Below are 12,212 nucleotides of genomic sequence, written 5' to 3'. Positions count from 1 at the left end.
GGTCCTACCGTGGAAACCCACCCGCCACGAAGAACCCCATGCCCCGGCCCCACCTGCTTCCTCCGCCGAACTGGCGCGCCCGCACCGCCGTGGGCCTGACCGCGCTGCTGGCGCTCGGCGCCTGCGCCGAATCGGCCCGCCACAGCGTGGCCGAGGGCACGGGCCCGAACCCGGTCCTGCCGGCACCGAACAAGACCCTGATCCCCACGGTGAACGTGGCGCCCGTCGTCGGCTGGCCCAGTGGTGCGGCGCCCACCCCCGCGCTGGGCACGCGCGTGACGGCCTTCGCGCGCGACCTGGCGCACCCGCGCTGGCTGCTGGTGCTGCCCAACGGCGACGTGCTGGTGGCCGAGTCCGCCGCGCCCCCCAAGCCGGAAGGCAGCGGGGGCGGTTTCAAGGCCTGGGTCACCGGCCTGTTCATGAAGCGCGCGGGCGCGGCCGTGCCCAGCGCGAACCGCATCACCTTGCTGCGCGATGCCGACGGCGACGGCGTGGCCGAGTTCCGCTCGGTGCTGCTCAGCGGACTGCACTCACCCTTCGGCATGGCCCTGGTGGGCGAGCGCCTGTTCGTGGCGAACGCCGACGCGGTGCTCGGCTTTCCATACCGCACGGGCGACACCACCATCGGCGCGCCCGGCACCCCGCTGGTGGCCCTGCCGGCCGGCATCAACCACCACTGGACCAAGGGCCTGATCGCCAGCCCCGACGGGCAGCGGCTCTACGTGAGCGTGGGCTCCAACAGCAACGTGGGCGAGCGCGGCATGGCCGCCGAAGAAGGCCGCGCCGCGATCTGGCAGGTGGATGTGGCCACGGGCGCGCACCGCCTCTTCGCCACCGGCCTGCGCAACCCCGTGGGCATGGCCTGGGACGCCTCGGGCCGCACGCTGTGGACGGTGGTGAACGAGCGCGACGAGCTCGGCAGCGACCTGGTGCCCGACTACCTCACCTCGGTGCGCGACGGCGGCTTCTACGGCTGGCCCTACAGCTACCATGGCCAGCATGTGGACGCGCGCGTGCAGCCGCCGCAACCCGCGCTGGTGGCGCCACGGCGATCGCACCCGACTATGCGCTGGGCCCGCACACCGCGTCGCTCGGCCTGGCCTCGTCCCGTGGCAGCGCCTTGCCCGCGCCGTTCGTGGGCGAGGGCATGTTCATCGGCCAGCACGGCTCGTGGAACCGCCAGCCGCACAGCGGCTACAAGGTGATCTTCGTGCCCTTTCAGGCGGGCCGCCCCGCCGGCATGCCGGTCGATGTGCTGACCGGCTTCCTGAATGCGGATGGCAAGGCCCAGGGCCGGCCGGTGGGCGTGGCGATCGACCGGCGCGGCGGCTTGCTCGTGGCCGACGACGCGGGCAATGTGGTCTGGCGGGTGAGCAACGAACGCTGACGCCAAAAAACGAGGGCCCGACCGGCAGACACCGGTCGGGCCCTCGTCGCGGTGAAGCGAGCGGAATGGCTCGTCAGCGCTTGCGGATCAGGCCGACCACGATCGAGACCAGGGCCATGACCAGGAAGACCACGAAAAGCAGCTTGGCGATGCCGGCCGCGCTGGCGGCGATGCCGCCGAAGCCCAGCACAGCGGCAATCAGGGCGATGACAAAGAAAACCACGGCGTAGTGCAGCATGGTGGGCTCCTGTGTGAGGCCGGTGGTCCGGCCTTTTGGTGGGTTCACAACGACCACCGTTGTGATGCCTTCACTGTAGGGACACCGGTGCTCGAAAGCTGCAAGCCCGAGCGCCGTTGTCTCGTAGGACGGCACCGACACTTCGCGCGCACGCCGCCTACTGGATCAGGCCGTTCTTCAGCGCGTAGTAGGTGAGGTCGCTGTTGCTCGTGAGCTTGAGCTTTTCGAGCACCCGCGTGCGGTAGGTGCTCACGGTCTTGATGCTCAGGAACATGGACTCGGCCATGTTGCCGATGGTCTCGCCCTTGGCCAGGCGCAGGAACACCTGCAGCTCGCGCTCGGACAGCAGCTCGTGCGGCGGGCGCTCGGCATCGCCCGCGGCGTTGTCGGCCAGCAGCTCGGCCACGGCCGGGCTGATGTAGCGCCGGCCGCGCGCCACGGTGCGGATGGCGGTGACGATGTCGTCGGGCGCGCAGTCCTTGTTCAGGTAGCCGCTGGCGCCGTAGCGCAGCAACGTGGTCGCGTACTGCGCTTCGGGAAAGCCGCTGAGAATGAGCACCGGCAGATCCGGAAAACGCGCCTTGATGGCCTGCAGCGCGTCCACGCCGCTGTGGTCGGGCATGGAGATGTCCATCAGCAGCACGTCCACCTCGCCGCCGCGCACGAGTTCGAGGGCCTCACGACCGTTGTTGGCCTCGCCCGTCACTTTCAGGTCCACGTGTTCGCTCAGGAACTGGCGCAGGCCCGACCGCACGATGGCGTGGTCGTCAACGATTCCGACTTTGATCATGGTGTCCTTGATGCTCTTTTGTGGGGGCCGCAAGCAATTTAACAGGCCGGCTCCCCGGGGGCAGTCAGACGGCTCCTACAACCCCGCCCCGCGCATCGGCCATGTCCTACACACGCTCGGCCCGCCGCCCGACATCCGGCAGCCGGCGGATTTCCTACAGTGACTCCACGGTCTTCTGACCGGTACCTGCAACCCAACCACAAGGAGTCGCCATGAACTGGGATCGCATCGAAGGCAACTGGAAACAAGTCAAGGGAAAGATGGTCGAGCAGTGGGGCAAGCTCACCGACGACGATTTCGACGTCGTGGCCGGCCGCCGTGAACAGCTCACCGGCAAGATCCAGGAGCGCTACGGCGTTGCGCAAGGACGAAGCCGAACGCCAGGTGGCGGACTGGGAACGCCGCGTCAGCGACGACTGGTTCGAAAACCCCAACGACCGCAAGCCGCACTGACCTGCGAATTTGCTTCATTCACCTTCGTCGGCCTGACCGGCGATCTGAAAGGACAACATCATGAAACGCAACACCCGACTCGCGGCCCTCGCGGCCGCCGCCATGCGCCACCAGCCTGATCGTGGCCTGTGCGCAGAAGGAAGACGAAACCGTGGGCCAGCGCATGGACAGCACGGTGGAGCAAACCCAGGCAGCGGGCGCTGAACTGCGCGCCGATGCCAACAACGCCGCTCAGGACGTGAAGGCCGCCGGCAACGAAGCCGCCGACAAGATCGCCATGGGCGCCGCCGACGTGGCCATCACCGCCAAGGTGAATGCCGCCCTGGCCGGCGACTCGCAACTGAGTGCGCTCAAGATCAACGTGGACACCACCAATGGCCACGTGGAACTCAAGGGCACCGCACCCGACCCCGCCGCCCGAGATCGCGCGACCGTCCTGGCCGCTGCCGTCGAAGGCGTGGTGAAGGTGGAAAACCGCCTGACCGTCGAGGCCAAGGGCTGACCAGCCCCCAGACCCATCTCTCTCTCTCTGAATTTCAAATGACCACCACCGCCACCGGCGGGCCCCGTCCACAGGGGCTCGCCGGTCGCTCCAAGAACCCAACCCCGAGGAGAATCCCATGAAACTGTCACACACCCTGCTGCGCCATTGCCGCCGCCACCGCCGTCGTTCAGATCACCGGCTGTGCCGTGGCCCGCGATCAACAGACCGTCGGCGCCTACGTCGACGACGCCACCATCACCACCCGGGTGAAGGCCGCCTACGCCAAGGATCCGGTCGTGGCCGCCACCTCCATCCATGTGGAGACCCTCAACGGCACGGTGCAGCTCTCGGGCTTTGCCAAGTCCGCCGGTGAAAAGAGCGCGGCCGAGCGCCTGGCGCGTGAAGTCAACGGGGTGAAATCCGTCAAGAACGACATCGCGGTCCGCTGACCGCGAGCGACGGCCGCCGCGTGTAGGATTCCGCCTACACGAAAATCAGCGGCCGTGAAGGCGCGGGAACGCACAGGCGCGGCAAGATGGCCGCGTTTGTGCGTGAAGGCATCCTGGATGCCATTCGCCCGCACCGGATATCCTTGGAACGCTCACGCCCGCCTGCCCCATGTCGCCGCTCAGAACCTACATCGTCGAGGACAACAAGGTCATCTATGAGAACCTGGTGTCCACGCTGGAAGAGCTGGCCAATGTGGAAGTGGTCGGGCACGCCAGCGACGAAGAGACGGCCGTGCACTGGCTGCAACAGGGTGATCGGTTCGACCTCATGATCATCGACATCTTCCTGGTCACCGGCTCGGGCCTGGGTGTGCTGAAAGCCGCCCAGGAGTCGAATGTGCCGGCGCGCCGGGTGGTGCTCACCAACTACGCCACACCCGATATCCGCAAGCGCTGCGCGCTGCTGGGGGCGGACCGGGTGTTCGACAAGTCGTGCGAACTGGACGACTTGATCGCCTATTGCGAACGCATTTCCGACGGCTCGGCCACCGCGCCCGGCGGTCTTCAGTAGGTCCGGCCCGCCCCTCCAATGCCCTCCCCCCCTCCCATCCCTGGGCGCCGCGCACCCTGGCGAACCCCGCTGGCCATCGCGCTGGCGGTGTTGCTGGCGCTGGGGGTGTTGGCCGGGGCGGAGTGGACCTACCAGCGTGCCCTGGACTCCCTGGCCAGCCTGGGCGCGCGCGACACCGCGCGCAACGCCATCCAGACCGTGATGCGCCGCCTGCTGGACATGGAAACCGCCCAGCGCGGCTACCTGCTCACCGGCCGACCCCAGTACCTCGACCCCTACCAGGCCGCCGAAACCGACATCGCGCATGCCATCAGTCGCTTGCGCGAGCACTACCGCAGCGACCCCGATCTGCTGCGCCTGGTGGACAGCCTGCAGGAGCGCGCGCGCGAAAAAACCTCGGAGGTCACCGAGACCATCGCCCTGTACAACGCCGGCTCCCACGCCGCCTGGCACGGGCTGATGCTCACCGACATCGGCCGCGAGAAGATGGAAGGGGTGCGCCGGGTGGCCGACGTGCTGATGGTCACGGAAGAGCGCCGCCTGGGCATCGAGCGCGCGGCCATCTACCGCACGCTGGCGGTGGGCCACATCGGCGTGTACGTTCTGACGCTGTTGAGTCTGCTGGCCTACGTGTTCTTCCTGCGCAAGAACGCCGCCCTGCAGACCAGCCAGATCGAACATGCCCGCCATCTGCAGATGGAGCGCGATTCGCTGGAGAGCCAGGTGCGGCTGCGCACGGAAGAACTCGCGCAGCTCAACCTCGGCCTGCAGGAGATGCGCGACGGCGAGCGCAGCGGCCTGGCGCGCGCGCTGCACGACGACCTGGGCGCCCTGCTCACCACCGCCAAGCTCGACCTCACGCGGTTGCGCCACTCGCTGCACACCACCGACCCGGAGGTGACCGAGCGGCTGCGGCACCTGAGCTCCTCGCTGGACGAAGGCATCGGGATGAAGCGGCGCATGATGGAAGAGCTGATGCCATCGGCCCTGCACAACCTGGGCCTGCAGGCCGCGATCGAGCACCGCGCCACCGAGTTCGAGCAGCAGACGGGCATGACCATCGACCTCGCCTTCATGCCCGTGACGCTGGACGTGCCGTCCGAACAGGCGCTGTTCGCGGTGGTGCAGGGCGCGCTGTCCAATGTGGAGCGGCACGCCAGCGCCACGATCGTTTCGCTGCGCCTGGCCCAGGAAGGCATCCACGCGGTGGTGGAGGTGCAGGACAACGGACTGGGCTTTGCCGACCGCCAGGGCACCACCTCGGCCAGTGGACTGAGGAACCTGCGCCACCGCATCGAGTCGCTCGGCGGGCAGTTCAGCGTGCACTCCGTGCCGGGCTCGGGCACCCGCGTCATGGCGCGCCTGCCCTTGCGCCAGCGCGATCCGGCCCCGCCCGGTGCCCCACGTGCTACAACCTCGGGATGATGATCAAGTCCTCCATCGAACGTGTGGCGCGCAACCGCTTCGGGATGCCCATCATCCTGGCGCTGGCGCTGATCATGCTGGTGGTCAACGAAGCCAGCTACCAGCATTCGCGTTCGACGCTGATGCAGGGCATCACGCTGAGCGATGCGCGCCAGCAGGCCGCCCGCACCCTGCAGGCCCTCACCGACGCCGAGGTCGCGGTGCGCGCCTTCATGCTCAGCGCCCAGCAGGCCGACCTGAGCAACTACCGCGAGGCCATCAACGAGATGGAGGGGGTTCAGCAGGATGCGTTCAAGCGGCTGGAAGAGCTGGACCCCAAGCGCACCGTGTCGGTGGTGAACGTGCGCAAGCGGATCGAGGAGCGCACGGCCACCTTGAACCAGTGGGTGAGCATGACTGAGCAGGGCCGGCGCATGGATGCCCAGACACTCGCCGTGAGCGACCAGGGCCGCCTGCGTTATGCCGAACTGCGCCAGGAGTTCGAATTCGTGCTCGAACGCGCCGCCGCGATCCAGAAGACGGCGCGGGTATCGCTCTACGACGCGATGATGATCAACCGGCTGGCGATCCACCTGCTGGTGCTGGTGGCCTGGGTGGCGCTGATCCTGTTCATGCGCCAGTTGCGCGACAACGACCGGCGCCAGTCCGAGGAACACCAGCGGCTGGCGCACGCAGGTGGCCTTGCGCACCACCGCACTGCGCAACCTGGCCGGCCACCACGTCAACGCCCGGGAAGACGAGCGCGGGCGGGTGGCGCGCGAGCTGCACGACGAGATGGGCGGCCTGCTCACCGCGATGAAGCTCGACATCGCGCGCCTGCGCCGCGTGCCCGCCCTGCCGCCCCCGGCGCTGGAGCGCCTGGCCAGCATCGAACAGCGCCTGACCGAGGGCATTGCCGTGAAGCGGCGCATCATCGAACACCTGCGGCCGTCCTCGCTGGACCAGCTGGGCCTGATCCCCGCGCTGGAAATGCTCTGCCAGGACGCGGCCGGCCGCATGGGCATCGAGGTGGAGATGCACCTCTCGCCGGTCGAACTCGGCAAGGACGCGGAACTCACCGTGTACCGGCTGGTGCAGGAGTCCCTGACCAACGTCCAGAAGTACGCGCGGGCCCACCGCGTGTGGGTGGGACTGGCCCAGGAGGACAGCACGGTGCGCGTCTCGGTGCGCGACGACGGCCAGGGATTCGACATCGACAGCGTGCCGGCGGGCCACCACGGCCTGCTGGGCATGCGGGTGCGGGTGGAGTCGCACAGCGGCCAGCTGCACGTCCACAGCGAGCCGCGCCAGGGCACCCTGGTCGAGGCCGAGCTGCCGGCGAAGACCGTGGACACCCCCGCCGCAGATCCGGCCTGAACGCGCCGCCCTGCCCGCCGGCCCATGTCCCGCTCACGGCCCACCCACCCGCTGCCGCACCGGCTGACCCACCTCACGGCCTGGGAGCGGCAGGCGGTGGCCTTGCTGCCGGCGGTGCTCGTGGGCGCCGCCAGCGCCACCTGGGCCTCCCTCCCCGGCCCCGCCCCCTGGCTCATGGCCTGGATCGTGTACTGCGCCACCTACGTGGGTCTGGTCTGGCACCTCGCCGCGCGGCTGGACGCAACCGCCACCCAGCAGCGCGCGCAACGCGAAGACCCGGGTGCCGCGATGCTGTTCGTGCTGGTCACCGCCGCGGCTTGCGCGAGCCTCGTGGCGGTGGCGATGAACGTACAGGCCACACAGGCGCTGCAAGGCTGGCAGCGCGCGTCCAGCCTCGGGCTCATGGCCTTGTCGCTGGCCGGGGCCTGGCTGCTGATCCAGGGCGTGTTCACGCTGCACTACGCGCGGGTGTATTACCGCAGCCAGGGCAGTGCAGACACGCCGGACCGGGGGCTCGGCTTTCCCGACGGCAAGGACCCGGACTACCTCGACCTGCTGTACTACAGCGCGGTGATCGGCATGACTTCTCAGGTGTCCGACGTGAGCATCCGCAGCCGCGGCATGCGGCACCTCACGCTGGTGCACGCCCTGCTGTCGTTCGCGTTCAATCTGATCGTGCTGGCCACGGCGGTCAACGTGTTCGCCAGCGCCGGGCGCTGAGAGCCGCCCGGCTCAAGGCGTGAGCGTGGTGGCCAGGGCCGAGACGGCGGTGTTCATGCCCGCCACGGCCCGCACGAAATGGGCCTCGACGTCGAACCAGGGATGGACCGCTGCCGCCGACACGGCGATCACCAGGGTCGCGAGGTAACCCACGATGGCAGGTGCGGGCATGTGCATGAGGTCCTCCGTGAATGGCTTCGGCGTTCCAGAGGGCATCCTTCGCGCGTGGTTCCACTGTAGGGACGGCTGGCCCGCCGCCCCACCGGACAACGGCGGCTTGGGGTGTCGGACGTGTCCTACAAAAGCGACAGGCGGCGGCCTGTAACCAGCGTGTAACTGGTTTCACGGATAATTGAAACCAAATTACAAACCGGCCTCGCGGCCCCTTCTGGAGACAGCTTCCATCATGTCCATGCGCGCCACCAAGATCGTTGCCACCCTGGGTCCTGCCTCCAGCGACCCCGACCTGCTGGAGCGGATGATCCGCGCCGGTGTCAACGTGGTCCGGCTCAACTTCTCGCACGGCACCGCCCAGGACCACATCGACCGCGCCGAACTGGTGCGCGCGGCGGCCCAGCGCGCGGGCCGCGAGGTCGGCATCATGGCCGACCTGCAGGGGCCCAAGATCCGCGTCGGCAAGTTCGCCCAGGGCAAGGTCATGCTGGAGCCGGGCATGCCCTTCGTGCTCGATGCCTCGCGCACCGAACCCGGCGACATCGAGGGCGTGGGCCTGGACTACAAGGAGCTGCCGCGCGACGTGAAGGCCGGCGACACCCTGCTGCTCAACGACGGCCTGATCGTGCTCACCATCAACAAGGTGGTCGGCCCGGCGGTGCACACCACCGTCAAGCTCGGCGGCGAGCTGTCCAACAACAAGGGCATCAACAAGCAGGGCGGCGGCCTGACCGCCCCCGCGCTGACCGCCAAGGACATGGACGACATCAAGACCGCCATGGGCCTGAAGGCCGACTACGTGGCGGTGAGTTTCCCCAAGAACGCGACCGACATGGAACTGGCCCGCCAGCTCTGCAATGTGGCTGGCGCCGCCCTGGCCCACAAACCGGCGCTGATCGCCAAGATCGAACGCGCCGAGGCGATCCCCGAACTGGCCGCGATCCTCAAGGTGTCCGACGGCATCATGGTCGCGCGCGGCGACCTCGCGGTGGAAGTGGGCAACGCGGCGGTGCCCGGCCTGCAGAAGCACATGATCCGCCTTGCGCGCGAAATGGACAAGGTGGTCATCACCGCCACGCAGATGATGGAGAGCATGATCGTCAACCCGGTGCCCACGCGCGCCGAGGTGAGCGACGTGGCCAACGCGGTGCTCGACGGCACCGATGCGGTGATGCTCAGCGCCGAGACCGCCGCCGGCCGCTTCCCGCTGGAAACCGTGATGGAGATGGCCAACATCTGCTCGGAAGCCGAAAAGGCCGAGTACCGCGAACTGTCTGCCGACTTCCAGGGCAAGACCTTCAAGCGCATCGACCAGTCCATCGCCATGGGCGCGCTGTTCACCGCCCACCACCTGGGTGCCAAGGCCATCGTGGCGCTGACCGACTCGGGCTCCACCGCGCTGTGGATGAGCCGGCACAACGTGCGCATGCCGATCTACGCCATGACGCCCAACCTCTCGACCCAACGCCGCATGACGCTCTATCGCAATGTGCGACCGCTGCTCATGGACAACAGCACCGATCGCGACTCCGCGCTGCTGGACGCCGAGGCGCACCTGAAGAAGCGCGGCATCGTGCAGACCGGCGATGTCTACGCCATCACCGTGGGCGAACCCATGGGCCAGCCCGGCGGCACCAACACGCTCAAGATCTGCCGCGCGGCTTAAGCGAGCCCCCCCGCCGCGCTGCGCGCGTCCCCCTCAAGGGGGGCGCACCCTGGGACCGGCAAAGCCGGATCCTCGTGTGCCCTGGCCGAAAGGCAGCGCCTACTCAGTCAAACCGAAGCGAGACGCCGGTCACGAACATCGTGTCGGCCTTCTTGAGGTTGGTCCCGGGGTCGCTGTCGTAGCGGTAGCTCAGCCCCGCCGACAGGTTGAGCGTCTGTGTCATCGCGACCGTGAGGCCCGTGTCCAGCACGGCGCGGTATTTGCCCGAATCCCGCAAGTCCGGGTACAGCGAGAACTTCTGGCGCAGGCTGGTGGTCTCGGTGAGCTTGTGGCTGGACTCCTCCGCCAGCACCAGCTCCAGGCGGCCGTACCGGTCGCGCATGGCGCCAGCGATGTCGGTGGACCGGATGTAGCGGTCGTAGGTGTAGCCCAGACCGACCGACACGTCGAAGAAGCCCCGCTCCTCCTGCCACACGTGCCGGCCCACACCACTGCGCACCGAGGTCCGGCTGGAGATGTTGGCCAGCCGGTCGCGCAGCAGCTCGCCCGAACCGAAGCCGAACCAGTCCACCGAGAAGTCGCGGTTGTACTGGGTGCGCAGGCCGTAGCGCTCGGTGGTGTCCACGCCCGAACTGCGCGCGCGGTCGGCCTTGGCGGCCCAGGTCCACTTGTCGTCGTCGGTCTCGCGCGCGCCCTCGGCCGCGAGGTTGAGCGTGCCGGCGTTGTTGTTGCCCGAGGAGATGTTGGCGCCGGCGGTCAGCAGGTAGCGCCATTGGCGATCGGGTTTGAGCGTGACCTGGGCCTGCGAGAGCGCTGGCGCGAGCAGGGCCGAGACGGCGGTCAGTGTCGCGATCAGGGGGCGGCAGGGCATGGCGAGTCCTTTCTTGTTGTTCCGGAATGGCAAAGTGATCCTTAAGAGGGTTCGCCTTGGCGGGGCCGCAGTTCCCCGTGTTTTGTGACGAAAGGTTTCGATTCGCCTTGAATCCACCCACCGCCCGGCCGCGTAAAACCCGAATGACCACCCATTCACCGATCCCCACGCCACGCCGTCGCCTGCTGGCAACGCTCGCGCTGCTGCCGTGGCTGCAGGCTTGCTCGCCGCTGCGCCTCATCAATGCCACCGTCAGCAGCGACACGCACACGGTGCTGCGCGACCAGGCCTACGGCAGCCACGCGCGCCAACGGGCCGACGTGTACATCCCCGCCCCTGCCATCACCGCCGCGCCCCTCGCCGTGTTCTTCTATGGCGGCAGTTGGAGCAGCGGCGACCGGGCGGACTACCGGTTCGTCGGCGAGGCCCTGGCCTCGCGCGGCATCGTCACCGTGGTGGCCGACTACCGTCTGAGCCCCGATGTGCGCTACCCGGTGTTCCTGGAGGACGGCGCCGACGCGGTGCGCTGGGCCGCCGACCACGCGGCGTCGTTCGGCGCCTCGCGCGAACACGTCTTCGTGGTGGGCCACAGCGCGGGCGCCTACAACGCGGCCATGCTGGCGCTCGACCCTCGCTGGCTGGCGCGCGTGGACCTGGCCCCGCGCCAGTTGGCCGGCTGGGTGGGCCTGGCCGGGCCCTACGATTTCCTGCCCATCGGCAATCCCCAGGTGCAGGTGGCCTTCGAATGGCCCCACACGCCGGCCGACTCGCAGCCCCTGTTCCACGCCAACGCGGGCCATGCCACGCCCCGGCGCGTGCTCCTGCTGGCCGCCCGGAAAGACACCCTGGTGAACCCGCAGCGCAACACGCTCGCCATGGCTCGGGCGCTGGAAAGGCGAGGCACGCCGGTGGACGTCGAGCTGTTGGACCGCGTCAACCACACGACGTTGATCGGTGCGATGGCACGCCCGCTGCGCGGACTGGCGCCGGTGCTGGATCGCGTCAGCGGTTTCCTGAACCGGCCACCGGCCTGACCGGCCAGGCGGCGCGGCACCGCGCCAGCCACGCGAAGCCCTGCCGGGCCGTCACCGCGCATGCCGCCCCCAGCAGCAGGCCCACGGCGATGTCCGACACGAAGTGCAGGCCCAGGAACACCCGGCTCCAGGCGATCGCCAGCGCCACCCCGCCCGCCACGGCCAGCCAGCGGCGTGGGCGCGACGGTGCGAACAGCGTGAGCGCCAGGGCCCAGGCGCCCGCCACCGCCGCATGAAAGCTGGGAAAACTCGCCGTCGCCGCATGTTCGAGCCACTGCCCGCCCAGGCCCAGTTCGAAGGGCCGGGCCACGTGCACCGTTTCGCGGATGCCGCGCACCGCCAGCCAGGCCAGCACCATCGCCAGGCACATGCCGAGGAACTGCCGGCGCCCGGTTGGACCGAACAGCAGCAGGGGCACCAGGCCCAGCACCGCCAGGGCGGGCAGGTCGGTGGACACCCAGCGCGCCAGCGCGAGCAGCCAGGCCGGCGTGTCGGCCGTGGCGTTGATCCAGAGGAAAAGCAGGGTGTCGAGTTGGGTCATGGCAGGGTGGAAAGTTCGACCCAGTCTGGCCGGCGCACATTAAGGGCGTGTGA

General features: G+C 68.8%; 13 protein-coding genes and 3 pseudogenes. 11 read left to right on the top strand and 5 right to left on the bottom strand.

Features of this window, described 5'->3' with window-relative positions:
- Window positions 1-38 precede the first annotated feature (38 nt).
- A pseudogene (locus ACFJGX_RS07585) lies at window positions 39-1,387 on the top strand (PQQ-dependent sugar dehydrogenase).
- Window positions 1,388-1,460: 73 nt separating this feature from the next.
- Here the strand turns inward: ACFJGX_RS07585 and ACFJGX_RS07580 are convergent.
- Together ACFJGX_RS07580 and ACFJGX_RS07575 are read right to left on the bottom strand one after the other, a co-directional pair.
- Entirely contained in the window at window positions 1,461-1,625 is a 165-nt protein-coding gene (locus tag ACFJGX_RS07580; RefSeq protein ID WP_382153673.1) for a DUF1328 domain-containing protein, read from the bottom strand.
- A gap of 157 nt (window positions 1,626-1,782) precedes the next feature.
- Entirely contained in the window at window positions 1,783-2,415 is a 633-nt protein-coding gene (locus tag ACFJGX_RS07575) for a response regulator transcription factor (RefSeq protein ID WP_291111933.1), read from the bottom strand.
- Window positions 2,416-2,627: 212 nt separating this feature from the next.
- Between ACFJGX_RS07575 and ACFJGX_RS07570 the strand changes: the two are divergent.
- The 8 genes and pseudogenes from ACFJGX_RS07570 (at window position 2,628) to ACFJGX_RS07535 (ending at window position 7,873) form a co-directional block, all read left to right on the top strand.
- Window positions 2,628-2,868, top strand: a pseudogene (locus ACFJGX_RS07570) (CsbD family protein).
- A gap of 121 nt (window positions 2,869-2,989) precedes the next feature.
- The gene (locus ACFJGX_RS07565; protein WP_382328139.1) at window positions 2,990-3,370 is read left to right on the top strand and encodes a BON domain-containing protein; all 381 of its coding nucleotides are present in this window, start codon (window positions 2,990-2,992) and stop codon (window positions 3,368-3,370) included.
- A 146-nt stretch (window positions 3,371-3,516) separates the two neighbouring features.
- Window positions 3,517-3,801: a BON domain-containing protein gene (locus tag ACFJGX_RS07560; protein WP_382328632.1), complete on the top strand. Its 285-nt coding sequence runs from the start codon at window positions 3,517-3,519 to the stop codon at window positions 3,799-3,801.
- Window positions 3,802-3,970: 169 nt separating this feature from the next.
- Window positions 3,971-4,372 (top strand): response regulator transcription factor, encoded by a 402-nt coding sequence (locus ACFJGX_RS07555; RefSeq protein WP_382322126.1) that lies wholly within the window; start codon window positions 3,971-3,973, stop codon window positions 4,370-4,372.
- 18 nt (window positions 4,373-4,390) lie between these two features.
- Entirely contained in the window at window positions 4,391-5,797 is a 1,407-nt protein-coding gene (locus tag ACFJGX_RS07550; protein WP_382322127.1) for a CHASE3 domain-containing protein, read from the top strand.
- Window positions 5,794-6,222, top strand: a pseudogene (locus ACFJGX_RS07545) (CHASE3 domain-containing protein); the annotation flags it as partial. The gene ACFJGX_RS07550 and the pseudogene ACFJGX_RS07545, both read left to right, overlap by 4 nt.
- A 256-nt stretch (window positions 6,223-6,478) precedes the next feature.
- Entirely contained in the window at window positions 6,479-7,153 is a 675-nt protein-coding gene (locus ACFJGX_RS07540) for a sensor histidine kinase (protein ID WP_382322128.1), read from the top strand.
- A 24-nt stretch (window positions 7,154-7,177) separates the two neighbouring features.
- Window positions 7,178-7,873 carry a DUF1345 domain-containing protein gene (locus ACFJGX_RS07535; RefSeq protein WP_382328137.1) on the top strand — a complete coding sequence of 232 codons (696 nt, stop codon included), beginning with the start codon at window positions 7,178-7,180 and terminating at the stop codon, window positions 7,871-7,873.
- A 12-nt stretch (window positions 7,874-7,885) separates the two neighbouring features.
- On the opposite strand, the gene ACFJGX_RS07530 is transcribed toward ACFJGX_RS07535, so the two are convergent.
- Window positions 7,886-8,044, bottom strand: coding sequence for a hypothetical protein (locus ACFJGX_RS07530; RefSeq protein ID WP_382328135.1), 159 nt, complete (start codon window positions 8,042-8,044; stop codon window positions 7,886-7,888).
- A 235-nt stretch (window positions 8,045-8,279) separates the two neighbouring features.
- Between ACFJGX_RS07530 and pyk the strand changes: the two genes are divergently transcribed.
- Window positions 8,280-9,713: a pyruvate kinase gene (gene pyk / locus ACFJGX_RS07525; protein WP_291111957.1), complete on the top strand. Its 1,434-nt coding sequence runs from the start codon at window positions 8,280-8,282 to the stop codon at window positions 9,711-9,713.
- A 103-nt stretch (window positions 9,714-9,816) separates the two neighbouring features.
- On the opposite strand, the gene ACFJGX_RS07520 is transcribed toward pyk, so the two are convergent.
- The gene (locus tag ACFJGX_RS07520) at window positions 9,817-10,584 is read right to left on the bottom strand and encodes a YdiY family protein (RefSeq protein ID WP_382328133.1); all 768 of its coding nucleotides are present in this window, start codon (window positions 10,582-10,584) and stop codon (window positions 9,817-9,819) included.
- Between the two features lie 143 nt (window positions 10,585-10,727).
- On the opposite strand from ACFJGX_RS07520, the gene ACFJGX_RS07515 reads away from it, so the two are divergent.
- Window positions 10,728-11,618 carry an alpha/beta hydrolase gene (locus tag ACFJGX_RS07515; RefSeq protein ID WP_382322132.1) on the top strand — a complete coding sequence of 297 codons (891 nt, stop codon included), beginning with the start codon at window positions 10,728-10,730 and terminating at the stop codon, window positions 11,616-11,618.
- Here the strand turns inward: ACFJGX_RS07515 and ACFJGX_RS07510 are convergent.
- On the bottom strand, window positions 11,587-12,159 hold the full coding sequence (locus tag ACFJGX_RS07510; RefSeq protein ID WP_382322133.1) for a phosphatase PAP2 family protein: 573 nt from the start codon (window positions 12,157-12,159) through the stop codon (window positions 11,587-11,589). The genes ACFJGX_RS07515 and ACFJGX_RS07510 overlap by 32 nt on opposite strands.
- Between the last annotated feature and the right edge of the window lie 53 nt (window positions 12,160-12,212).

It is taken from the genome of Hydrogenophaga sp. UC242_50 (genome assembly GCF_042697355.1).
Lineage (GTDB): Bacteria > Pseudomonadota > Gammaproteobacteria > Burkholderiales > Burkholderiaceae_C > Hydrogenophaga.
Note: the sequence above shows the minus strand (reverse complement) of the source record. Positions and strands in the feature narration are given on the sequence as shown.

What these genes read in the sequence shown, in the direction of transcription:
- ACFJGX_RS07580 (WP_382153673.1), bottom strand. Translation starts at nt 1,625, where the DNA reads ATGCTGCACTACGCCGTGGTTTTCTTTGTCATCGCCCTGATTGCCGCT.
- ACFJGX_RS07575 (WP_291111933.1), bottom strand. Translation starts at nt 2,415, where the DNA reads ATGATCAAAGTCGGAATCGTTGACGACCACGCCATCGTGCGGTCGGGC.
- ACFJGX_RS07555 (WP_382322126.1), top strand. Translation starts at nt 3,971, where the DNA reads ATGTCGCCGCTCAGAACCTACATCGTCGAGGACAACAAGGTCATCTAT.
- ACFJGX_RS07550 (WP_382322127.1), top strand. Translation starts at nt 4,391, where the DNA reads ATGCCCTCCCCCCCTCCCATCCCTGGGCGCCGCGCACCCTGGCGAACC.
- ACFJGX_RS07535 (WP_382328137.1), top strand. Translation starts at nt 7,178, where the DNA reads ATGTCCCGCTCACGGCCCACCCACCCGCTGCCGCACCGGCTGACCCAC.
- ACFJGX_RS07530 (WP_382328135.1), bottom strand. Translation starts at nt 8,044, where the DNA reads ATGCCCGCACCTGCCATCGTGGGTTACCTCGCGACCCTGGTGATCGCC.
- pyk (WP_291111957.1), top strand. Translation starts at nt 8,280, where the DNA reads ATGTCCATGCGCGCCACCAAGATCGTTGCCACCCTGGGTCCTGCCTCC.
- ACFJGX_RS07520 (WP_382328133.1), bottom strand. Translation starts at nt 10,584, where the DNA reads ATGCCCTGCCGCCCCCTGATCGCGACACTGACCGCCGTCTCGGCCCTG.
- ACFJGX_RS07515 (WP_382322132.1), top strand. Translation starts at nt 10,728, where the DNA reads ATGACCACCCATTCACCGATCCCCACGCCACGCCGTCGCCTGCTGGCA.
- ACFJGX_RS07510 (WP_382322133.1), bottom strand. Translation starts at nt 12,159, where the DNA reads ATGACCCAACTCGACACCCTGCTTTTCCTCTGGATCAACGCCACGGCC.